Source organism: Mesorhizobium sp. CA16 (genome assembly GCF_020165175.1).
GTDB lineage: Bacteria > Pseudomonadota > Alphaproteobacteria > Rhizobiales > Rhizobiaceae > Mesorhizobium.
This window is the reverse complement of sequence record NZ_JAIUHP010000014.1, coordinates 31,281-52,917: the sequence shown is the minus strand read 5'-3', so window position 1 is coordinate 52,917 and position 21,637 is coordinate 31,281. Positions and strand designations below refer to the sequence as shown.

The window sequence follows — 21,637 nt, the reverse complement described above, 5'->3', positions numbered from 1 at the left end:
GGCTCAGGACGCCGCGGCGAGCGGCGGAAGTGGCACGCCGCCGTTCGAAATTTCGCCTGTCGAAACTTCGTCGGGCGCGGCGGAAACGCAGCCGCGCCCGGCCGCCTTGGCGGCATAGCAGGCGGCGTCGGCGCGGGCGATGATCTCGTCCACTTCGCCGCAACCGGCGCGGATCGGCGCAAGCCCGATGCTGGCGCCGATCGAATGCGGGCGCCCGTCCCAGCTGAAGTCGAGATTGCCGATGGCGTCGATGATCGAGCGCGCCGCGATCGGCCCGCACGCCGCGGCGCCCGATTTGAGGACGACGGCGAACTCGTCGCCGCCAAGCCGCGCGACGATGTCTTCCGGGCCAAGCACATTGCGCAGGGCGTCGGCCACGCGCTTGAGCAGCGCATCGCCCGCGGCATGGCCGCCGGTGTCGTTGACCGCCTTGAAGTGATCGAGATCGATGAACATGAACTGATGCTCACCGCCATTGAGGCGGCACTGGTCAACGAGATCTTCCATGATGCGGATGAAGCTCGAGCGATTGGCGAGCCCGGTCAGCGCGTCGTGGGCGGCGGCGTAGGCTAGCTGGCGCTGCAGGGCGCGCGCGTCGCTGAAATCCTGGAAGACGATAACGAGGCCGCAGAACTCGTCGCGGTCGTTCATGATCGGCGACACCACCTGGCGGATGCTGCAGCGCGTGTCGTCGCGCCGGACAAGCACAGCGCGCGTGTTCTGGTCGCAGTGCGGCTGCTCGCTCGCCGAAGGGCGCGAGAGCCCGATTTTCTGCCCGCTTTCCTCGTCGACCGCCCAGTAGACATGGCCGAGCAGCTTGCCCAGGGCCTCGCCGACCACGACGCCGGTGAGTTTTTCCGCGACCGGATTCATAAAGGTGATGCGGTTGGCGGCATCGGTGCAGATCACCGCATCGCCGATCGACTGCAACGTCACCCTGAGACGCTCTTTCTCATCGGCCAGCATGGCCGCCGAAACCATCAGCCGCGCCTCGGCCTCCTTGCGTTCCGTGATATCGGTCAGGCTACCGATTGCCCGGATCAGCCGGCCCTCGCCATCGCGCTCGATCGCCTTGCCGCGGTCGAGAATCCAGACCCAGCGGCCGTCCTTGTGCCGCATGCGGAACTCGGCCTCGAAAAAGGGCGTCTCGCCAGCAAGATGCGCGCGATCCGCCTCGGCGACGCGTTCCTGGTCGTCGGGATGGATCATGGCCAGCCAGCGATCGGGGTCGCCGTCGAGCTCGCCATCGGCATAGCCCAGCATCTTCACCCAGGTTTCGGAATAGGTGGTGCCGCCCCTGCGCATATCGAGGCTCCAGATACCCTGTCCGGCACTGGTGAGCGCGAAATTCCACCGGTCCTCTGCCTCGGCGATGCGCGCTTCGGCCTGCTTGCGCGCATCGATGTCCTCGATCTGCGACACCAGATAGAGAGGACGACCCGTCTCCTCTTCACGAATGACCGAGCCGGCGAGCTGCGCCCAGACCGGGGTGCCGTCCTTGCGCAGATACCGCTTCTCGAAACGGAAGGAGTGGATCTTGCCTTCCTTCAGACTCGTCATCGTCTCGCGGCCGATCTGCAGATCGTCGGGATGCGTGATCTGGAAGAAGGTCAGCGCCTCGATTTCCGAGCGGGTGTATCCCAGCATGTCGGCGAAGGCAGGATTGGTCTGAAGGATGCGGCCATCGAGGCCGACAATGGCGACGCCGATCGCCGAATCCTCCATGGCCCGGCGGAAGCGTTGCTCGCTCTCGGCAATCTGCCGGCGGTCGTCGATGATCTTGCGGATGGACAGCGCGGAGACAAACAGCGTGACGGCCGTGACGGCGACGGATATCTGCAGGCAGACCTTCAACGCGTCCGTGCCGAGTTCCAGGGCCGGCAACAGGACCGATGCAGTCAAGGCAACGAGTCCGGCTGCCATCAAGACGGGCACGGCGCGCTTGCCGGCCCGCGGACCTTTCCAACTCAACCACGCCACAATGCGATCCCACCCAATGCGCGACTGCGCGTTGCCACAACTCTGGCGGATCGATTTTAAGGAATGGTTGCATGAGCGGCAGCGGCCACTCCGATAACCGGCAAACAATTGCCGGTATGATTAAGGTACTGTTTCAAAACTGTACCGAAGGATCGGTGTAATCCTACCAGCGGACGAAAAACCGCCCGCCAAGCGCGCCGAGCGCGGTCAGGAAGGCGATCGCGACCGTATACCAGGTGGCGACGAAGAGCGGCGAATCGTCGAAGCAATGCGCGGCGTAGAAGGTCGCCGCGAGCCCTCCGGCGAGCAGGCCGGCCACCGCGCCCGCCAGCACCGGCCGCGTCGGCGCGCCATAGCGCAGCATACCGAGGAAGATAGCCAGCGGGCCGATGCCGATCAGCGGGATGAAGCTCATGCAGATCATCATGTTCGAGCCGATGAGCCGCTTGCCCCAATCGGCCTCGGGCACGACGAAAAGCTCGAGAACCACCGCCAGCACCACCAGAAGCGGCGCGGCGATCATCCAGGCCGTCGCCCGCCTGGTCGAGGCGCCCGGCATCGACAGCGCGCGGATCAGCGCGAAGGCACTGGCGGCGAGCGTCAGCGTGAACACGAATTTGGACATGAAGCGCATCGTGTGCATGGCCGGCATGATGTCGGGACGCGGCCCGATGGTCGCAAAGAAGACCATCGCCGCGATCGCCATGGCCACGCCGACCGCCAGCCACCAGGCCCTGCCCATCGGCATCGCCTCGTCGCGGGCATCGGCGTCGAGCGCCTTGATGAGATCCTCTGTCCTCATGTCGCTGTTCGTCCAAATCTTTTGGCGATCGCGGCCAGGCCGCGATGCAGCGACACGCGCACCGCCGTCTCGCTGATGCCGAGCTTGCTCGCCGTCTCGCCGATCGAATGGCCATCGACCGAGATCGATGCCACCACCGAGCGTTGCGCGGGCGGCAGCCCGTCGAGCGCCCGATTGATGTCGCGCTCGCTCACCGTTTCCGTTTCCGGCTCGGCGAAGGTTTCGGCGATCTCGTCGATCTCGACCTCGATGCGCCGCCCGCGCCGGCGGAACGCGTCGATCAGCTTGAAGCGGGCGATCGCATAGACCCAGGGCAACACCGGCGCATCCGGCCGCCAGGTGTGGCGTTTGACATGAATGGCCAGCAAGGTTTCCTGCACGACATCCTCGGGATCGACCCCGCCTTGAACGATCTTGCGCCGGACAAAGCCGCGAACGAGGGCGGCGATCCCGTGCAGAAAGTCGGCATAAGCCCTTTCGTCTCCCGCGATCGCGGCCCTGAGCAGCCGGGAAAGCTCGGCCTCGTCCTTGCCGGTCACAAGAGTTTACCCCCAATGTTCGCGTCTCGGCCCTGGTTTGTTACGTGGCCGGCGAAATAATGTCCAAGCCAAACTACCGCAAAATCACGAAAGTTTGCGGAACGGCGACCGATTGAAGCAGGGTCACAATGTTGACTATAACAATCATGTATTGATAGGTGCAGCCGTGCCCAAGACCCCTGTCTCGAATTGAGGACGATGCCCATGAAAATTGCCCTTTCCACACTCGCCGGCGCCGCGCTGGCGCTCGGCCTGACCGCAGGCTCCGCCATGGCCAAGGATCAAGGCATCGTCGTCTACAATGCCCAGCATGAAAGCCTCGCCAAGGAATGGGCAGCGGGCTTCACCAAGGAAACCGGCATCAAGGTCACGCTGCGCAATGGCGGCGACAGCGACTTCTCCAACCAAATCGTCGCCGAGGGAGCGGCCTCGCCGGCAGACGTGTTCCTGACTGAGAATTCGCCGGCAATGGCGCTGGTCGAAGCCGCCGGACTGTTCGCGCCGGTCGACGCCGATACGCTGGCGCAGGTTCCGCAGGAATACCAGCCGTCGACTGGCAAATGGGTCGGCGTTGCCGCCCGCAGCACCGTCTTTGCCTATAACAAGGCCAAGCTGAAGGAAGACCAGTTGCCGAAGTCGCTGCTCGATCTTGCCGATCCGAGCTGGAAGGGCCGCTGGGCCGCCTCGCCGTCCGGCCCCGACTTCCAGGCCATTGTCAGCGCCCTGCTTGAACTCAAGGGCGAGGCCGCTACCGCCGACTGGCTGAAGGCGATGAAGGAGAATTTCACCGCCTACAAGGGCAACTCAACGGTGATGAAGGCGGTCAATGCCGGCGAGATCGATGGCGGCGTGATCTATCACTATTACTATTTCGGCGATCAGGCCAAGACCGGCGAAAACAGCCGGAATGTCGCCCTGCATTATTTCAAGAACCAGGATCCGGGCGCCTTCGTGTCGATCTCCGGCGGCGGCGTGCTGGCGTCGAGCAAGCACCCGAAGGAAGCCCAGGCGTTCCTGAAGTGGGTGACCGGCAAGGGCGGCCAGGACGTGCTGAAGACCGGAACGTCCTATGAATATGCGGTCGGCAAGGATGCCCAGTCCAACCCGAAGCTGGTGCCGCTGGCCGATCTGCAGGCGCCGAAAGTGGATCCGGCCAGATTGAATTCCAAGAAGGTCATCGAGTTGATGACGCAAGCCGGCTTGCTTTAGTTCGCGTTCGTCCTAAAAGGGCGAACGACCGTGCTCCCGCGGCAATTCGCCTTCCGCGGGAGCGTTTTTGTTTGGAGATCGCCCCGTCGATGACAGTCGACCGCGCTTCGACCCGCCTGAATGGCACATCGCACCGCTTCCGCCGGCAGGCGGAGGCGACCCAGCGGCCTGCCTGATGCAATCGGCGATCGACATGACGCCGGCAAGACTGCCTGCGGCCGGGATGAAGAAGCACCGGTCCGCGTCGTGGATCACGCTCGCCGCGGCCCTCATCTCGCTCGTTGCGCTGCTGCCGCTCGCCTTCATCGTCTGGGTCGCGATCCAGACCGGCTGGGACACCGTGGTGGCGCTGATCTTCCGCCCGCGCGTCGGCGAATTGCTGGTCAACACCGTGCTCCTCGTGGTCGTCACGGTGCCGATCGCCATCGTTCTGTCAGTGGCGCTGGCCTGGCTGACAGAGCGCAGCGACCTGCCGGGCAACCGCTGGTGGTCCTGGTTGTCGGTCGCGCCGCTCGCCATCCCCGCTTTCGTGCACTCCTATGCCTGGATCAGCTTCGTTCCGGGCCTGCACGGGCTGTGGGCCGGCGTGCTGGTCTCCGTTATCGCTTATTTCCCATTCCTTTACCTGCCGATCGCCGCCGCGCTGCGCCGCCTCGATCCGGCGCTGGAGGATGCGGCCGCGGCGCTCGGTCTTGACCCGTGGCGGGTCTTCGCGCGCGTCGTGCTGCCGCAGCTCAGGCTCGCCATCTGTGGCGGCTCGCTGCTGGTCGGCCTGCATCTCTTGGCCGAATACGGCCTCTATGTCTTCATCCGTTTCGACACCTTCACCACCGCGATCGTCGACCAGTTCCAGTCGACCTTCAACGGTCCGGCGGCCAACATGCTGGCCGCCGTGCTGGTGGTCTGCTGCCTCTTCCTGCTCGCCCTCGAGGTGATGATACGCGGCGAGGAGCGCTATGCCCGCGTCGGTTCCGGCGCCGCGCGCGAGCAGCAGCGTGCTCGCCTCGGCCGCGCCACCTTGTTCTGCCTGCTTTTGCCGGCCGGCGTCGCGCTGCTGTCGCTCGGCGTGCCCTTCGTCACGGTCGGCCGCTGGCTGCTTGCCGGGGGCACCGAAGTCTGGCGGTGGGACGAGATCGGCCTGGCACTCGGCCAGACGCTGTTCCTCGCCATTGCCGGCGCGGTGCTCGCGACAATTGCCGCCATGCCGATGGCCTGGATTTCGATCCGCGCGCCGGGGCCGCTGCAGCGCCTGCTCGAGAGCTGCAACTATATCGTCGGCGCGTTGCCGGGCGTGGTCATCGCGCTGGCGCTGGTGACCATGACCGTGCGCGTCGCGCTGCCGCTCTACCAGACGCTGTTCACCATCCTGTTCGGTTACGCGCTGATGTTCCTGCCGCGCGCGCTGATAAGCCTGCGCGCCTCGATCGCGCAGGCGCCTGTGGAGCTGGAGCGCGCCGCCTCCAGCCTCGGCCGTCCGCGGGTCAAGGCGCTGTGGTCGACGACCATCCGCCTTTCGGCGCCGGGCGCCGCGGCCGGCATGGCGATGGTGGCGCTCGGCATCACCAACGAGCTCACCGCCACCCAGATGCTGGCGCCCAACGGCACCCGCACGCTGGCGATGGCATTCTGGTCCTATAGCGGCGAGATCGACTACGCCTCCGCCGCCCCTTACGCGCTGATCATGGTGGCGATGTCATTGCCGATGACCTGGTGGCTCTACATCCAGTCGAAGCGGATGGCCGGACGATGAGCTTTCTCGAACTCAGCGGCGTCGCGAAAAGCTACGGCCCGGTGACGGCGCTCGCCGGCGTCGACCTTGCGGTGGAAAGCGGCAGCCGCACCGCGATCGTCGGGCCTTCCGGCTGCGGCAAGACCACCTTGCTCAGGCTGATCGCCGGTTTCGAGGCGCCGGACCGCGGCCGCATCGCACTCGACGGCAAGGTGCTCGCCAACGGCGGCGCGGCCGTGCCCGCGCATCGCCGCGGCATCGGCGTGGTGGCCCAGGACGGCGCCCTGTTCCCGCATCTCACCATCGCCGACAATATCGGCTTCGGCATCCCGCGGAATGCCGACAAGCGAGCCGAGCATATCGTCGAGCTCGCCTACATCGTCGGGCTGGACAAGGCGATCCTGAAGCGCCGGCCGCACGAGCTTTCCGGCGGCCAGCAGCAGCGCGTGGCGCTTGCCCGCGCCATGGCGATGAAGCCCCGGCTGATGCTGCTTGACGAACCGTTCTCGGCGCTCGACACCGGGCTTCGCGCTTCGATGCGCAAGGCGGTGGCCGAGCTTCTGGAGGAGGCGGGCATCACCACCATCCTGGTCACGCACGATCAGGCCGAGGCGCTGTCCTTCGCCAGCCAGGTGGCGGTGATGCGCGAAGGGTTGTTCTCGCAGGTCGGCACGCCGCGAGAGCTCTATTTCCAACCCAGGGACAGGATGGTCGCCGAGTTCCTCGGCGACGCCATCATCGTGCCGGCCAGGATCGCGGACGGCTTCGCCGTATCGCGGCTCGGCCGCATCGCCGTCGACACGAAGGGACGGCGCGATGTCGCCCGCATCATGCTGCGGCCCGAGCAGATCCTGCTTAAACGGACCTCGCGCGAAGGCATGTCGGGCACACCCGACATGCTGTTCGGCGAAGTGACGGACTGCGAGTTCGCTGGTTCGGTCTGCACCGTCGCGGTGCGGCTGCTCAACAGCCCGGACCCGCCCGATGCGGCCGCCATCGGCAACACGCCGCTGATCCTGCGCAGGACGGGCATGGACGCGCCGGAGATCGGCGAGATCGTGCGCTTGACCGTCACCGGCAAGGCGCATGTCTTTGCTTAGGTCGGAGTTGAGGCATGCCGATATTCAGGTCAGGCCGAGCCGAAAACGGCGGGTTTCGAGAACCGGAGCGGAGCGTACTTGAAGTACGTGAGCACCGGAAGCGCAGGAAACCGCCGTTTGCAGGCCGGCCTCACCTGAATATCGGCATGCCTCAGCGCACGCGCTGCCCAGTTGCAGGCGACCAAAGCGGCCATTGCTCCAGGAAATCAACGCTGTGGATGACCACGCGCTGCCCATCGATCAGGATAATCGAATAGGCGGGCGGCGCCTGCTCGACCACTTCGTCGCCGACCAGGTCGAGCATGAACCGGGCATGCAGGCCGCGCTGCACCGAGAACGGAATGCCGGCGACGGTGCCGGCGATGTCGCGATGGACATGGCCGAAGAAGATGTAGCGGACATTGCCGTGGCGGGTCAGCACGTCGATGAGCCGCTGCGGCTGTTCGAGGCCGAGCGGGTCGAGCAGAGTGAGGCCAAGCTCGACGGGTGGATGATGCAGGAAAATATAAACCGCCTTGCCTGCCGCCTCGCCAAGCCGTACGTCGAGCCATGCAAGCCGGTTGTCGCACAACTCGCCGGTGACACGGCCCTCCGCCATGCTGTCGAGAAAAACGAGTCGCCCTTCCGGCGTGTCGAGCACCGACTGCACGAAGCCGTTGCCGTCCGTCCCGTTATCCGGAAAGGCGGCGATCAGATTGGCGCGCCGGTCATGGTTTCCAGGCAGCAGCTGGTAAGGCACAGTGAGCCGGCTCAGCGCCGATTTCAAATCGGCATAGCTCTCGGCTTCGCCGTCGTCGGCCAGATCGCCGGTGAAGATGCAGAGCGCCGCATCTCCATGCCGAGTATTGATATGATATATGCAGCGATCGAGCCGCTCGTTCAGATCCGCGCCATAGCGTATCTGGCGCCGACGATCGAGATGGACGTCGGTGACCTGGATGATCTTCATTCCGTGAACCCTCAGATAATTTGCAAAGTCAGCCTTGCAAGGCCCGCCTTACAGCACCGGTTCCGGCACCGAGGCCTTGAACACGTCGAGCCTGCCGCCCGTCTCCGAGGAGAAGAAGTGCAGGTCCGCTTCGGCGAACTGCAGGCCGATCGTGCTGCCCGGTTCGGAGTGGACGATCTCCGACGTCACGACAGAGAACGGCGCGCCGTCGAGATCGACATAGACGACGCGGCCGGCGCCCAATTCCTCGATGAGATCGACGGTCGCCGCAAGCGCTCCCGGCGTGCCCGGCGCCACCATGCGCACCGCCTCCGGCCGGATACCGACCGCGACTTTCGCGCCCACGGGAACGCCCGTGCGCGACACGTTGAGCTTGCGGCTGCCTCCGAGCAATGACAGCCCGTCGAGCGTGACGGTGCCTTCGAGCATGTTCATCGCCGGCGCGCCGACGAAGGTGGCGACGAAGCGGCTGGCCGGCCGGCTATAGACTTCCGCCGGTGTGCCCACCTGCTCGACACGGCCGCCATTCATCACCACCAGCCGGTCGGCCAGCGTCATCGCCTCGACCTGGTCGTGCGTGACGAAGACGGAAGTGGCGCTGAGGCGCCGGTGCAGCTTGCGGATCTCGGAGCGCATCTGCACACGCAGCTTGGCATCGAGGTTGGAGAGCGGCTCGTCGAACAGGAACACCTTCGGCTCGCGGATCATGGCGCGGCCCATGGCGACGCGCTGGCGCTGGCCGCCGGAGAGCGCCATCGGCTTGCGGTCGAGCAGGTGCTCTAGCTCCAGGACGCGCGCAACCGCCTGGACGCGCTGGGCGCGTTCGGCCGACGGAACACCAGCCACCTTCAGCGAATAGCCGATGTTCTGGGCCACGCTCATATGCGGGTAGAGCGCGTAGTTCTGGAACACCATGGCGCAGCCGCGCTCGCGCGGCTCGAGCTTATTGACCACCGTGCCGTCGATCGCGATCGTGCCGTCGGAAATCTCTTCCAGCCCGGCAATCATTCTAAGCAGCGTGGACTTGCCGCAACCGGACGGCCCGAGGATGACGACGAATTCGCCCGAAGCGAAGTCGAGGTCGACGCCATGCACGACCTGCGTCTTGGCGTAGTTCTTCTTGACGCCCCGAATGGTGATGGAGGCCATTTTCCGTCTCCTTATTTTTCGGTGGCGATCAGGCCGCGCACGAACCAGCGCTGCATCAGCACCACGACGATCAGCGGCGGCAGCATGACGATCAGCGTGCCGGCCATGGCGATATGCCATTCCGGCGCGCCGCCGACATTGGGGATGAGCTGCTTCAGCTCTGTCACCGCCATCGCATGCGACTGGTCGGTGGTGATAAGCAACGGCCACAGATACTGGTTCCAGGCCCACAGGAACATGATGGTGCCGAGCGCCGCCATGTTGTTGCGCGATAGCGGCAGCAGGATATCGACGAAGAAGCGCAGCGCGCCGGCGCCGTCCATGCGCGCCGCTTCGGTCAACTCATCCGGCACGGTCAGGAAGAACTGGCGGTAGAGGAAGGTGCCAGTAGCGGTCGCGACCAGCGGCAGGATCAGGCCGCTATAGGAATTGAGCAGTCCCAGGCTGAGCGAAACCTGCACGCCCGAGACCTTTTCGATCAGCCAGGAGAGGCCGGTCAGGTCCATGATCGCCTGATAGGGCTCGAGCACGTTGGCGACCACCGCGTAGGTCGGCACGATGCGCACCTCGAGCGGCAGCATCAGCGTGATGAAGATCAGCCAGAACATCAGCATGCGGCCGGGATAACGGAAATAGACGATCGAGAAGGCGGTCAGCGCCGAGATGATGACTTTCCCGGCGGCCACGCCAAACGCCATGATGAAGGAGTTGAGCAGCTTCGGACCGAGGTCGGCGGTCGTCCAGGCCGTCCTGATGTTGACCCAGAAATCGCTGCCCGGCAGCAGCGACATCGGCACGTCGTTGACGTCCTTTAGATTATGCGAGGCGGCGATCGCTACGATGACGAACGGCGCCACGCAGAATACGAAGCCGACGAACAGGATCAGATGCGTGAAGAAATTGAGGATCGGGGTGCGCTCGACCATGGCCCGCCTCAACGATAATGCACGCGCCGCTCGATGAAGCGGAACTGGACGATGGTGAGCGCGATGATGAGCAGCATCAGGATGATGCTCTGCGCGGCGGCGCCCGAATAATCGAGGCCTTTGAAGCCGTCGGAATAGATCTTGTAGACCATCAGATTGGTGGCGTTGGCCGGTCCGCCTGCGGTCATGATGTCGACGATGCCGAAGGAATCCTGGAAGCTCTCGGTGATGTTGATGACCAGCAGGAAGAAGATGGTCGGCGTGATCAGCGGAAACTGGATATCCCAGAAGCGCCTGATGACGCCGGAGCCGTCCATCGCCGCCGCCTCGATCAGCGAGCGCGGAATCGCCTGGAAGGCGGCGAGGAAGAAAATGAAATTATAGCCGACATATTTCCACGAGAAGGCGATGATGATCGAGGCCATGGCGTCGGCGCCGTCAAGTCCAGGGTCCCAGGAGCCGGGCCAGACCTGGTTGACCACGGCCATGAAGCCGGCTTCCGGTGCCAGGATGAAGCGAAACGCCAGCGCCAGCGCCGGTGCGGCGATGCCGTAAGGCCAGATCAGGACCACGCGGTAAAGCCATGAGCCGGCAAGCTGGCGGTCAGTCAAGGCGGCGAGCACCAGCGCGATTGTCATCGCAAGTCCCGTGCTGATCCCGGCGAAGATCATGCTGGCGGTGATCGAGTCCCAGTAGCTGGCGTTGGACAGAATCGAGCGGAAATTGTCGAGCCCGACCCAGATGTTGCCGCCGCCCCAGGGTTGCTGCAGCGTCAGCGACCAGTACACGGCCTGCCCGGCCGGCCAGTAGAAGAAGGTGAAGATCAGAATTAGCTGCGGCACCGCGAATAGGATGCCGATCGTCCATTTGCTGAAAGTGACGCGTTTTTCCATCGATCCGCCGATGTCGTTGAACCGCCAACCCCGCTCGCGCGGCACAAGACTAAGGCATGTCTCCCGAAAGATGGGAACCGGTTTCAGGAGACAAAGACATGCCCAAATCAAAAACCCATATGAAATGGCCGCCCGTCGATGCTCGGCGGGCGGCCGTTCCAGTATCCGGGATCAGGGCAGGGTCTTACCCGGATAGGTCTGCTGGAAGCGCTCGAGGATCGCGTCGCCATTCTTGACCAGCGCATCGAGGCCTTCCTGCACGCTGACCTTGTTGGCGAAGATCGCCTGCATCTGCGTGCCGAACTCGGCGCGGATCTGGGTGAAGTTGCCGAGGCGGATGCCACGGGTGATCTCGGTCGGCTCCGACGCGGTCAGGCTGGCGATCGCCACTTCGCGGCCCTTATAGGGCGCTTTTTCGTAGAAGCCGTTGGACTTCATGAAATCGAAACCCGACTTCGTCACCGGGATATAGCCGGTGTTGGTCGACCAGAACAAAGCGGTCTTGGGATCGTGAATGAAGTTGAGGAACGCTGCCGCGCCCTTGTATTCCGCGTCCGACTTGCCCGACAGCACCCACAGCGAAGCGCCGCCGACCAGCGAATTCTTGCGCTCGGTGCCGGCATAGACCGGCAGCTCGGCCACGTCCCATTTCATGCCTTCCTTCTGGGTGCGGCCGACGGTGCCGTGATCGCCGACCGAGGTCAGGATGAGCTGGCAGGTGCCGGTGGCGAAGGCCTGAACCATGTCCTGGCCGAGGTCCTTGGACTTGATCTTGACCAGGCCCGCGTCATACCACTTCTTGAGATCGGTGACGTACTGGACGAACTTGGTCTTGTTGACTTCCAGACGAGCGTCGAGACCGTCATAGCCATTGTTCTTGGTGGCGATCGGCTGGTTGTGCAGCGCCGAGAACTGCTCCATCAGTTGCCAGCTTTCATTGGCCGAGATGTTGATCGCCATCGGGCAATCATAGCCGGCGTCCTTCAGCGCCTTGAGGTCGGCGGCGACGTCTTCCCAGGTCTTCGGCGCCTCGGTCTTGCCGATCTTGGCGAAGGCGTCCTTGTTCCAGTACATCAGCGGCGTCGACGAGTTGAACGGGAAGGACAGCATCTCGCCCTTCGACGTCGCGTAGTAGCGGGCGATGCCTGGGAAATAGTCGCTATAGTCGATCTTGTAGCCGTTCTCCTCCATCAGCTTGTCGGCGGGCTTGTAGGCGCCCGACAGCATCATGGTGGCAGTGCCGACGTCATAGACCTGGACGAGGGTCGGCTGCTTGCCGGCGCGGAAGGCGGCGATCGTGTTCTGCAGCGTGGCGTCGTAATTGCCCTGGCTGGTGCAGACGACCTGGTAGTCCTTCTGGGAATCGTTGAAGTTCTTGCACAGCGTGTCGACGACGCGGGCGAGATCGCCCGAAAGACCGAACCAGAAATCGAATTTGACCGGCTCCGCAAATGCAGGAACCGCAAGCGCGGTGCTGAGCGCGCCGGCGGCAAGGGCGGCAAAGCCCCGCTTGAAGATCGTCATGGTTTTTCCCTCTTGAGTGGCAGTGTGACAAGGTTTTGCGCAAGTCCTTGCCCGCTCTCATAGAGAAGGTATGTGACAGTTCTGTTGTGGGCTCGAAGCCCTCGTGGACAGCCAGTCTCTCCTCCCCTGGCAGCGGTCGCGCCGGCATGAAAACGTCACATCGGCGCTTTAGAGAGCTAGGGCGCCGCCAGGCGGAGAAAAGGCCTCCGTGATTAACCGGCTAACTGGATGAGAAGAGACATGCTGGTCCCGCAGCTCACGCACGTGCCCGTCGCCGCCCGCAACGCCATGCGGGACGGACCGCGCGACAGCGCCGCCCATCTGCGCCACGCCGCCGCCGTTCCCGCCCTCGGCGAGATCGAGATCGGCGGCAAGGCGTCGCGCGAGAGCGCCGGCGAAAGCCTGACCGTCATGGCCTGGAACGTCGAGCGGCTGCGTCATGTCGATGCCATCGCTACTACGATCGCCGGCCGGGCGCCGCACGTCGTGCTGCTGTCCGAAGTCGACAAGGGCATGGCGCGCTCCGGCAACGGCCATCTTCTGAGCCGGCTTGCCGATCGTCTAGGCCATTCCTATGCCTATGGCGTCGAGTTCCTCGAACTCGGCACCGGCAATGAGGCGGAGCAAGCGGCAAATGGCGGCGCCGAGAACGTTGAGGGCTTCCATGGCAACGCCATAACCAGCGCCGTCCCGCTGCTGCGGCCTTTCCTCGTTCGGCTGGATGCGGCCGGCGCCTGGTTCCTGCCGGAGCACGGCCAGCCGCGCGTCGGAGGCCGCATGGCGCTTGGCGGCCAGGTGATGGTCGGCGACCGCCGCGTCACCGTCGTCTCGGTGCATCTCGAGAACCGTACGACGCCTGCCGGCCGTGCCGACCAGACGCGCCACCTCCTCGACGCCATCGACAGGTATGACGCCGAAGCGCCGGTCCTGATCGGCGGCGATTTCAACACGCTGACCGCAACCTATGAAGAGCGTCACACCGACCCGGCAGCATGGCAGGCTTGCATCGATGCCGAGCCGAACCGGCTGATGTGCCCCGACCGCCACGAGCCCCTCTTCGCCGTCATGGCCGGGCGCGGCTACGATTGGCGCGACGCCAATGCGTTCGACAAGCCGACGCAGCGGCGCCCGGCGGGCGACAGCACGCCCACCGGCCATATCGACTGGTTCTTCACCCGCGGCCTTGCGGCAAGCGCACCGGAGACACTGCCGGCGGTGTTGCCGGACGGCAGCCCGAGCGCCGACCACGAGGCGCTGGTGGTTACGGTGCGGGTAAGATAGCGGCCACGATCACGGCGCGAGCGCCGCTTCCATCAGCCGCTTGGCGTCGGGGCTCGACCATTCGGCCGGGCCGTTCATATGCGCGATCAGGCAGCCGTCCGCGTCGATCAGCATGGTCACCGGAAGCCCTAACGCCAGTCCGCGCGTCTTTGCCTCGTTAAAAAGCGCGATCGTCGGGTCCCGATAGAAGCCGAGCGTCTCGACGCCGATTTCCTTGAGGAACTTCTTCGGCTTCGCGTCGTCGCCGGTGTCGACATTGACCGCGACGACCTCGAAGGCATTGCTGCCCTTTTCCTTCTGCAGCGCATCGAGCGCCGGCATCTCTGCGCGGCACGGCGCGCACCATGTGGCCCAGAGATTGAGCAGCACGGTCTTGCCGGCATAGTCGGCGATTGTCATTGGCTTGCCGTCGGGGCCGTTGAAGGCCAAGCTCTTCAGCGATTGCGGCGGATCGGCGGGCTGCAGGGCCGCGACCTGGCCGACGGCCTTGGCGGCGACCTGCTTGGCGCGGGCGGCCTTTGGCGCGCAGGCGGCATCGTCCTTGCCGGCGACCGCGACGGCCTTCTCGGGAGCGTTGTTGCCAGAACCGCTCTCGCTGACATATACCGCGACCGCGCCGGCCAGCACGCCCGCCACCAAAGCGGCGAGGATGAGGCGCGTAGTCGGAAAAAACAATCTCTTGCCGTCTGCCATTTTCAAAACTGCTCCGGAGCACGGGTTATAGCGATGAGCGACAAGAAGGCCAGCAACCAGATGTGGGGCGGACGTTTTGCCTCGGGTCCGGCCGCGATCATGGAAGCGATCAATGCGTCGATCGGCTTCGACCGCAAGCTCTATGCGCAGGACATAAGCGGATCGATCGCCCATAGCGAGATGTTGGCTGAAACGGGCATTATTTCGGCCGCCGATCAAGAAAAAATCGCTCACGGACTGAACACGATCCTGAAAGAGATCGAGGCAGGCACGTTCGAATTCTCGACCAAGCTCGAAGACATCCACATGAATGTCGAGGCCCGCCTTGCCGACCTTATCGGCCCGGCGGCGGGACGCCTGCACACCGCTCGCTCGCGCAACGACCAGGTGGCGGTCGACCTGCGGCTCTGGGTCAAGCAGGAATGCCAGCGCGTCGCCCGGGGGCTGAAGGACCTGATCGCCGCGTTCCTGGAACGCGCCGAGGAACATGCGGCAACCGTCATGCCCGGCTTCACCCATATGCAGGCGGCGCAGCCGGTGACCTTCGGCCACCATTTGATGGCCTATGTCGAGATGTTCGGCCGCGACCTCTCGCGCGTCCGCGACGCCATCGAGCGCATGGACGAAAGCCCGCTGGGCGCCGCGGCCCTTGCCGGCACCAGCTTTTCCATAGACCGCCACATGACGGCGAAGGCGCTGGGCTTCCGCGAGCCGACGCGCAATTCCCTCGACAGCGTCTCGGACCGCGATTTCGCGCTCGAGTTCCTGAGCCTCGCCGCGATCTGCGCGACGCACCTCTCCAGGCTCGCCGAGGAGATCATCATCTGGTCGACGCCGCAATTCGGCTTCATCCGCCTGTCGGATTCCTTCTCCACCGGCTCCTCGATCATGCCGCAGAAGAAGAACCCGGACGCTGCAGAGCTGGTGCGCGGCAAGACCGGACGCGTCAACGGCCATCTCGTCGGCCTGCTGACCGTGATGAAAGGCATGCCGCTGACCTATGGCAAGGACATGCAAGAGGACAAGGAAGCGGTCTTCGACGCCGCCGAGACGCTCGACCTGATGCTGGCGGCGACCGCCGGCATGGTGCGCGACATGACCGTCAACGCCGCCGCCATGAAGAAGGCCGCAGGCGCCGGCCACGCCACCGCGACCGACCTAGCCGACTGGCTGGTGCGCAATCTGGGCCTCCCCTTCCGCGAGGCTCATCATGTCACCGGCCGCGCCGTGGCGCTGGCCGAGGAGAAGAAGCTCGGGCTGGAAAAGCTCTCGCTGGACGACCTGCGCTCGATCCATTCGGGCATCACCGACGACATCTTCTCGGTGCTTGCCGTGCAGAATTCGGTGAAGAGCCGCACCAGCTTCGGCGGCACCGCGCCGTCGGAAGTGCGAAAGCAGATCCGCTACTGGAAAAAGCGGCTCGCCAAGGCTTAATGCATGTCGCCCAGAAGTGCGTAGCGGTTCTGGGAGAAGGACATGCATCAAAACAAAGATTTAAAGCGCGCCGCGCTTTAAATTGCCGGGATGCAAAGCGCTGAGAACTCGGCTAAAAGCGCAGCACGCAATCAGTTTCGAACGGATGGATCGATGACCCGTAGCAGGATTTTGGTGACGCTGGCGCTGCTGGCTGCGGTAGTCACCGTCACGGCCTGCGGCAGGAAGACCGGCCTCGACACGCCTTATGAGGCGGCGGAGCAGGCGCGCAAGGATGCCGAACGCGCCAAGCAGCCGGTGCCGCCCGAGCCGGAAAAACCCGTCAAGGACAGGAAGTTCATCCTCGATCCCCTGCTGTAGAGCCGGTGAGATCGACCCGGTCTCATCGAGCTTCAACTTTCCGGAACCAACACCCGTGAACCATTTCGATTACCGCGACGGCGTGCTTCATGCCGAGGACGTCGCCATTCCCGACATCGCAGCCGAGGTCGGCACGCCCTTCTATTGCTATTCGACCGCGACGCTGACCCGGCATTTCCGCGTCTTCAAGGAGGCTTTTTCCGGCCTCGACGCACTGGTCTGCTACGCCATGAAGGCGAATTCCAACCAGGCCGTGCTGAGGACGCTGGCCAGGCAGGGCGCAGGCGCCGACGTGGTCTCCGAAGGCGAATTGCGCCGCGCTTTGGCCGCCGGCATCCCGGCCGGCAAGATCCTGTTTTCCGGCGTTGGCAAAACGGCGCGCGAGATGGACTTTGCGCTTTCGGCCGGCATTCTCTGCTTCAACGTCGAATCCGAGCCTGAGCTGGAGCTTTTGTCGGCGCGCGCCGTGGCCCTCGGCAAGGTGGCGCCCGTCTCGCTGCGCATCAATCCGGATGTCGATGCAAGGACCCACAAGAAGATCTCGACCGGCAAGGCCGAGAACAAGTTCGGCATCCCCTGGCAGCACGCGCGGCAGGTCTATGCCCGCGCGGCTCAATTGCCGGGCATCAGGGTGACCGGCATCGACACCCATATCGGCAGCCAGATCACCGAATTGCAGCCTTTCGACGATGCCTTCGCATTGCTGGTCGAACTGGTCGGAGCGCTGCGCGCCGACGGGCATGCGATCGAGCATGTCGATCTCGGCGGCGGCCTCGGCATTCCTTACCGCGTCGACAACAGCCCGCCTCCTTTGCCCGACGCTTACGCCGAAATCGTCAGGAAGCACGTCACCAAGCTCGGGCTGAAGGTGATGTTCGAGCCCGGCCGCCTGATCGTCGGCAATGCCGGCATCCTCGTGTCTGAGGTCATCTACGTGAAGGGAGGCGACGCCAAGAACTTCCTCGTCGTTGACGCCGCCATGAACGACCTGATCCGGCCGACGCTCTATGACGCCTTCCACGACATCAGGCCGGTGGTGCAGCCGCCCGCCTCTACGCCGCGCATGAAGGTCGACGTCGTCGGCCCGGTCTGCGAGACCGGCGACTTCATCGGTCTCGACCGCGACCTACCAAAGCTGAAGGCGGGCGACCTTATCGCGGTTTCCACCGCCGGCGCCTATGGCGCGGTGCAGGCCGGCACCTACAACACCAGGCTCCTGGTGCCCGAGGTGCTGGTCGACGGCGACCGTTTTCATGTCGTGCGGCCGCGCCAGACCTATGAGAACCTGATTGGATTGGATTCGGTCCCCGACTGGCTGAAGTAACCGAGCGGCGCGCCTTAAGGAGCTGCCCATGCTGGAAAAAAAGACGATCACGCGCGAACGCATCGCCGCCGTGGAGCCGCGCATCCGGCCCTATGTGCGTCACACGCCGGTCATGCGCATCGACATGGCGGATTTCGACCGGGCCGCCTTTCCGGTCGACCTGAAGCTCGAATGCCTCCAGCATTCCGGCTCGTTCAAGGCGCGCGGCGCCTTCACCAACCTGCTCGAACGCCAAGTGCCCGAAGCCGGCGTGGTCGCCGCTTCCGGCGGCAATCATGGTGCCGCCGTCGCTTACGCCGCCATGAAGCTCGGGCACAAGGCGACCATCTTCGTGCCCGAAGTCAGCCCACCGGCGAAGCTCGCGCGCATTCGCGGCTACGGCGCCGAGTTGGTCGTCGGCGGCGCGCGCTATGCCGAAGCGCTGGCCGCCAGCGAAGACTTCGCGGCCAGAACCGGCGCCTTGCAGGTGCACGCCTTCAACCAGGAGGAAACGCTGCTCGGCCAGGGCACGCTCGGCCTGGAGATCGAGGCCGATCTGCCTGGGATCGACACGCTGCTGGTCGCGGTCGGCGGCGGCGGCCTGATCGGCGGCATCGCGGCCTGGTTTTCGGGGCGCATCCGCATCGTCGCCATCGAGCCCGAGGGAGCGCCGACGCTTTACCGCGCCCTGGAGGCCGGCGAGCCGGTCGATGCGCCCGCCGAAGGCATTGCCGCCGATTCGCTCGCGCCGAAGCGCGTCGGCGAGATGATGTTTCCGATCGCCGAGGCCTTCGTCGAGCGCTCGATCCTGGTCAGCGACGACGACATCGTCGCGGCGCAGAAGGCGCTGTGGGACCGCGTGCGAATCATCGCCGAGCCGGGCGGCGCCGCCGCTTTCGCCGCCATGCTTTCCGGACGCTATGTGCCCGGAGACGGCGAGCGCGTGGCCGTCCTCGTCTGCGGCTCGAACACGAATCTCGCCAATTTCTGATCATAACCCGGCCAAACCGCTTCACGTTTTTTGGAACCCGCCTCGCCTTTGCCGTGTTTGCTGGTATCCTTCTGGCGATGACGTCCGGGCTATCGTGCCCGGGCAGGAAGGGCCGATGACCGAACGACCCATTTCCAGCGGCGAACGCAGCCGGGCCAGCGATGGACGCGGCTTTGCAGGGCGCTTGGCGCTCAGCCGGTTGGCGACGCGGGCCTCCATGACCTTCGAGCGCGCCTGGCCGCTCGTGCTGCCGCTGCTGGTCGTCGCCAGCCTGTTCTTCAGCTTTTCGTGGTTTGGCCTGTTCCCGCGCCTGCCCGACGCGGCGCGCGTCGGCCTTCTGATCCTGTTCGGGCTGGCGGCGGTCGCCGCGCTCTACCCGCTGCGCTTCTTCCGCATGCCCTCGGCCGCCGAGATCGACAGGCGCATCGAGGCGGCGAACGAATTGCTACACAGCCCGGTGCAGGTGCAGACCGACCGGCCGAGCGGCGCCGAGAGCATCTTCTCGCAGGCGCTGTGGCGCGAGCACCAAAAGCGCATGGCCGAGCGGCTTTCGAGCCTCGGCGCCGACCGGCCGCGCACCGGCGTGCCGGACTACGACCGCTGGGGCTTGCGCGCCGTGGCGGGGCTGCTGTTCGTCACGGCGCTTGCCTTCTCCTTCGGACCCTTTGGCGGCAGGGTCAGCGACGGTTTCGTCGCGCGCGCCTCGCATGATGCCGTGCCCCCGCGCATCGACGCCTGGGTGACGCCGCCTGCCTACACCGGCAAGGCCCCGGTGTTCCTGACGGCCGATGCCAACCAGGCCGTCCAGACCTTTTCCGTTCCGCAAGGCAGCGACATCTCGCTGCGCGTCACCGGCGGTTCGGGCGAGGAGACGCTGAGCTATGCCGATCAAGGCGGCAATGACCGCGCCATCGAGCCCGCCGCGCCGAAAGATCCCGCGCCTGCCGCCGGCCAGACCGCACCAAAAGTGCGCCAGTTCTCCAGCAAGCTGAACACCAACGGTACGTTGACGCTGAAATCCGGCGAAGGCGATCTCGGCCACTGGGCCTTTGCCGTCATTCCCGACAAGCCGCCGACGATCCGCTTCGTCGGCGAGCCGAAGCGCGCCGTCAACGGCGCCATCGAGCTCAATTACGAGATCGCCGACGACTACGGTGCAGCCTCCGCCAAGGCCGTTTTCGAGCTGTCGGATCCGCCCGCCACCAACGCGCATCCGCTTTACGGCGCGCCCGACATGCCATTGACGTTGCCGCGCCGCGGCGGCAAGCCGAGCGCGGCCAAGACGACCAAGGACCTGACCGAGCATGTCTGGGCCGGCAGCAACATTAAGCTGACGCTCACCGCCACGGACGACGCCGGCCACACGGCCACCAGTGAAACCAAAACGCTTGTCATGCCGGAGCGGCCCTTCGCCAATCCGCTGGCTAGAGCGGTGATCGAACAGCGCCGGCTGGTGGCGCTCGACACCAATGCCAAGCCGCGCGTTCTCGACCTGATGGATGCGGTCACGCTGCGGCCCGAGGACACGTTCGACAACATGTCGAACTATCTCGCCATCATGAGCGCGAGGAGCCGGCTGAAGCTCTCCGAGAGCGACGATCAGTTGCGCAACGTCGTGTCCTATCTGTGGGAGATCGCGCTCGGCATTGAGGAAGGCAATCTGTCGGCCGCCGAGCGGCGGCTGCGCCAGGCGCAGCAGGCGTTGCAGGACGCCATCAAGAACGGCGCCAGCGATCAGGAGATCGAAAAGGCGATGAAGGAATTGCGCGAGGCGATGAACCAGTTCCTGCAGGAATTCGCCCAGCGCGCGCAGCAGAACCCGAACGCGCCGCAGATGCAGCAGAACGGCCGCGAGCTGCGCCAGAGCGATATCGACCGCATGATGGACCAGATCGAGAATCTGGCCAAATCGGGCGATCGCGACAAGGCCCAGCAGCTTCTCTCCGAGCTGCAGGACATGATGAACAATCTGCAGGCCGGCCGCCAGCAGCCGGGCGGCGAGCAGGACAGCGAGATGCGCCAGCAGATGGACAAGCTCGGCGACATCATGCGCCGCCAGCAGGAAATGATGAACGACACCTTCCGGCTGGACCAGATGCAGCGCGGGCAGCGTGGCGAAGGCGGCGAGCAGCAGCTTGGCGAGGATGGCGAACAGGGCCAGTCCGACGACCAGCAGCGGCCGGGTCCCGGCCAGGACCGCGATCCGCTGGGCCGGCCGAAAATGTCGCCAAAGGATTTGGCCGATGCGCTGAAGCAGCTGCAGGAAGGCCAGGGCCAGTTGCAGAGCGAGCTCGATCAGTTGAAGAAAGGCCTCGAAGGCCTGGGCATGGAGCCCAATGAGGGCTTTGGCGAGGCCGGTAAATCGATGGGCAATGCCGAACAATCGCTCGGTCAGGGCGACGGTGACCAGGCCGTCGGCCACCAGGGCCGCGCACTGGAAGCGCTGCGCCGCGGCGCCAAGGAAATGATGAAGCAGATGCAGGCCATGCAGGGCGATCAGGGCGGCAGCGAGCAGGGCGGCCGCCAGCAGGACGCCGACCGCGATCCGCTGGGACGACCGCGCGCCACCAACGGTCCCGATGACGGCACCTCGGTCAAGGTTCCGGACGAGATCGACGTCCAGCGCGCGCGCCAGATCCTCGACGCGATCCGCAAACGGCTCGGCAACGCGCTCAGCCCCGATATCGAGCGCAGCTATCTCGAGCGGCTGCTGGAGCTGAAATAGCCCGTCATCGGCGTTGCGAGATTGCCCTGCACATTCAGAACCGGTAGCGT

The 21,637-nt window shown here is 65.0% G+C and carries 18 protein-coding genes; 9 read left to right on the top strand and 9 right to left on the bottom strand.

Annotation, left to right across the window (positions count from 1 at the left end; translation table 11 throughout):
• Positions 1-3 precede the first annotated feature (3 nt).
• The 3 genes from LB525_RS19565 to LB525_RS19555 all read right to left on the bottom strand — a co-directional run bounded on the left by LB525_RS19565 (position 4) and on the right by LB525_RS19555 (position 3,321).
• Positions 4-1,902: a PAS domain S-box protein gene (locus LB525_RS19565; protein ID WP_224546025.1), complete on the bottom strand. Its 1,899-nt coding sequence runs from the start codon at positions 1,900-1,902 to the stop codon at positions 4-6.
• Between the two features lie 241 nt (positions 1,903-2,143).
• Positions 2,144-2,782, bottom strand: coding sequence for an NrsF family protein (locus tag LB525_RS19560; RefSeq protein WP_224546023.1), 639 nt, complete (start codon positions 2,780-2,782; stop codon positions 2,144-2,146).
• Positions 2,779-3,321 carry a sigma-70 family RNA polymerase sigma factor gene (locus LB525_RS19555; RefSeq protein WP_224546021.1) on the bottom strand — a complete coding sequence of 181 codons (543 nt, stop codon included), beginning with the start codon at positions 3,319-3,321 and terminating at the stop codon, positions 2,779-2,781. The genes LB525_RS19560 and LB525_RS19555 overlap by 4 nt, the downstream gene beginning before the upstream one ends.
• A 204-nt stretch (positions 3,322-3,525) precedes the next feature.
• Here LB525_RS19555 and LB525_RS19550 point away from each other — a divergent pair, with 204 nt between their 5' ends.
• From LB525_RS19550 to LB525_RS19540, 3 genes are all read left to right on the top strand, one after another.
• Positions 3,526-4,530 (top strand): iron ABC transporter substrate-binding protein, encoded by a 1,005-nt coding sequence (locus tag LB525_RS19550; protein WP_224546019.1) that lies wholly within the window; start codon positions 3,526-3,528, stop codon positions 4,528-4,530.
• Positions 4,531-4,705: 175 nt separating this feature from the next.
• Positions 4,706-6,280: an ABC transporter permease gene (locus LB525_RS19545; RefSeq protein ID WP_224546008.1), complete on the top strand. Its 1,575-nt coding sequence runs from the start codon at positions 4,706-4,708 to the stop codon at positions 6,278-6,280.
• A complete protein-coding gene (locus tag LB525_RS19540) occupies positions 6,277-7,359 on the top strand; it encodes an ABC transporter ATP-binding protein (protein WP_095767486.1) in 1,083 nt (360 codons plus the stop codon). The genes LB525_RS19545 and LB525_RS19540 overlap by 4 nt, the downstream gene beginning before the upstream one ends.
• 151 nt (positions 7,360-7,510) lie before the next feature.
• Here the strand turns inward: LB525_RS19540 and LB525_RS19535 are convergent, their stop codons facing one another.
• The 5 genes from LB525_RS19535 to LB525_RS19515 all read right to left on the bottom strand — a co-directional run bounded on the left by LB525_RS19535 (position 7,511) and on the right by LB525_RS19515 (position 12,800).
• Complete coding sequence (locus LB525_RS19535) at positions 7,511-8,308, bottom strand: phosphodiesterase (RefSeq protein WP_224546006.1); 798 nt, start codon at positions 8,306-8,308, stop codon at positions 7,511-7,513.
• A gap of 48 nt (positions 8,309-8,356) precedes the next feature.
• Positions 8,357-9,457, bottom strand: a complete 1,101-nt coding sequence (ugpC, locus tag LB525_RS19530) for a sn-glycerol-3-phosphate ABC transporter ATP-binding protein UgpC (protein WP_224546004.1) — start codon at positions 9,455-9,457, stop codon at positions 8,357-8,359.
• 11 nt (positions 9,458-9,468) lie between these two features.
• Positions 9,469-10,383 carry an ABC transporter permease subunit gene (locus LB525_RS19525; RefSeq protein WP_095767483.1) on the bottom strand — a complete coding sequence of 305 codons (915 nt, stop codon included), beginning with the start codon at positions 10,381-10,383 and terminating at the stop codon, positions 9,469-9,471.
• 8 nt (positions 10,384-10,391) lie between these two features.
• A complete protein-coding gene (locus tag LB525_RS19520; RefSeq protein ID WP_224546002.1) occupies positions 10,392-11,276 on the bottom strand; it encodes an ABC transporter permease subunit in 885 nt (294 codons plus the stop codon).
• Positions 11,277-11,447: 171 nt separating this feature from the next.
• Positions 11,448-12,800, bottom strand: a complete 1,353-nt coding sequence (locus tag LB525_RS19515) for an extracellular solute-binding protein (protein ID WP_224546000.1) — start codon at positions 12,798-12,800, stop codon at positions 11,448-11,450.
• A gap of 240 nt (positions 12,801-13,040) precedes the next feature.
• On the opposite strand from LB525_RS19515, the gene LB525_RS19510 reads away from it, so the two are divergent.
• The gene (locus LB525_RS19510; RefSeq protein ID WP_224545998.1) at positions 13,041-14,081 is read left to right on the top strand and encodes an endonuclease/exonuclease/phosphatase family protein; all 1,041 of its coding nucleotides are present in this window, start codon (positions 13,041-13,043) and stop codon (positions 14,079-14,081) included.
• 9 nt (positions 14,082-14,090) lie between these two features.
• Here LB525_RS19510 and tlpA read toward each other — a convergent pair whose 3' ends face one another.
• Positions 14,091-14,774, bottom strand: coding sequence for a thiol:disulfide interchange protein TlpA (tlpA, locus tag LB525_RS19505; RefSeq protein WP_224545996.1), 684 nt, complete (start codon positions 14,772-14,774; stop codon positions 14,091-14,093).
• 33 nt (positions 14,775-14,807) lie between these two features.
• Here tlpA and argH point away from each other — a divergent pair, with 33 nt between their 5' ends.
• From argH to LB525_RS19480, 5 genes are all read left to right on the top strand, one after another.
• Entirely contained in the window at positions 14,808-16,208 is a 1,401-nt protein-coding gene (gene argH / locus LB525_RS19500; RefSeq protein WP_224545994.1) for an argininosuccinate lyase, read from the top strand.
• A 153-nt stretch (positions 16,209-16,361) separates the two neighbouring features.
• Positions 16,362-16,568, top strand: a complete 207-nt coding sequence (locus tag LB525_RS19495; protein ID WP_095767477.1) for a lipoprotein — start codon at positions 16,362-16,364, stop codon at positions 16,566-16,568.
• A gap of 55 nt (positions 16,569-16,623) precedes the next feature.
• Positions 16,624-17,892 carry a diaminopimelate decarboxylase gene (lysA, locus tag LB525_RS19490; protein ID WP_224545992.1) on the top strand — a complete coding sequence of 423 codons (1,269 nt, stop codon included), beginning with the start codon at positions 16,624-16,626 and terminating at the stop codon, positions 17,890-17,892.
• Between the two features lie 28 nt (positions 17,893-17,920).
• Entirely contained in the window at positions 17,921-18,862 is a 942-nt protein-coding gene (locus tag LB525_RS19485; protein WP_224545990.1) for a threonine/serine dehydratase, read from the top strand.
• A 115-nt stretch (positions 18,863-18,977) separates the two neighbouring features.
• Positions 18,978-21,587, top strand: a complete 2,610-nt coding sequence (locus LB525_RS19480) for a TIGR02302 family protein (RefSeq protein WP_224545988.1) — start codon at positions 18,978-18,980, stop codon at positions 21,585-21,587.
• Positions 21,588-21,637: the final 50 nt, after the last annotated feature.

What these genes read in the sequence shown, in the direction of transcription:
- LB525_RS19560 (WP_224546023.1), bottom strand. Translation starts at nt 2,782, where the DNA reads ATGAGGACAGAGGATCTCATCAAGGCGCTCGACGCCGATGCCCGCGAC.
- LB525_RS19550 (WP_224546019.1), top strand. Translation starts at nt 3,526, where the DNA reads ATGAAAATTGCCCTTTCCACACTCGCCGGCGCCGCGCTGGCGCTCGGC.
- LB525_RS19545 (WP_224546008.1), top strand. Translation starts at nt 4,706, where the DNA reads ATGCAATCGGCGATCGACATGACGCCGGCAAGACTGCCTGCGGCCGGG.
- LB525_RS19540 (WP_095767486.1), top strand. Translation starts at nt 6,277, where the DNA reads ATGAGCTTTCTCGAACTCAGCGGCGTCGCGAAAAGCTACGGCCCGGTG.
- LB525_RS19535 (WP_224546006.1), bottom strand. Translation starts at nt 8,308, where the DNA reads ATGAAGATCATCCAGGTCACCGACGTCCATCTCGATCGTCGGCGCCAG.
- ugpC (WP_224546004.1), bottom strand. Translation starts at nt 9,457, where the DNA reads ATGGCCTCCATCACCATTCGGGGCGTCAAGAAGAACTACGCCAAGACG.
- LB525_RS19525 (WP_095767483.1), bottom strand. Translation starts at nt 10,383, where the DNA reads ATGGTCGAGCGCACCCCGATCCTCAATTTCTTCACGCATCTGATCCTG.
- LB525_RS19520 (WP_224546002.1), bottom strand. Translation starts at nt 11,276, where the DNA reads ATGGAAAAACGCGTCACTTTCAGCAAATGGACGATCGGCATCCTATTC.
- LB525_RS19515 (WP_224546000.1), bottom strand. Translation starts at nt 12,800, where the DNA reads ATGACGATCTTCAAGCGGGGCTTTGCCGCCCTTGCCGCCGGCGCGCTC.
- LB525_RS19510 (WP_224545998.1), top strand. Translation starts at nt 13,041, where the DNA reads ATGCTGGTCCCGCAGCTCACGCACGTGCCCGTCGCCGCCCGCAACGCC.
- tlpA (WP_224545996.1), bottom strand. Translation starts at nt 14,774, where the DNA reads ATGGCAGACGGCAAGAGATTGTTTTTTCCGACTACGCGCCTCATCCTC.
- argH (WP_224545994.1), top strand. Translation starts at nt 14,808, where the DNA reads ATGAGCGACAAGAAGGCCAGCAACCAGATGTGGGGCGGACGTTTTGCC.
- LB525_RS19495 (WP_095767477.1), top strand. Translation starts at nt 16,362, where the DNA reads ATGACCCGTAGCAGGATTTTGGTGACGCTGGCGCTGCTGGCTGCGGTA.
- LB525_RS19485 (WP_224545990.1), top strand. Translation starts at nt 17,921, where the DNA reads ATGCTGGAAAAAAAGACGATCACGCGCGAACGCATCGCCGCCGTGGAG.
- LB525_RS19480 (WP_224545988.1), top strand. Translation starts at nt 18,978, where the DNA reads ATGACCGAACGACCCATTTCCAGCGGCGAACGCAGCCGGGCCAGCGAT.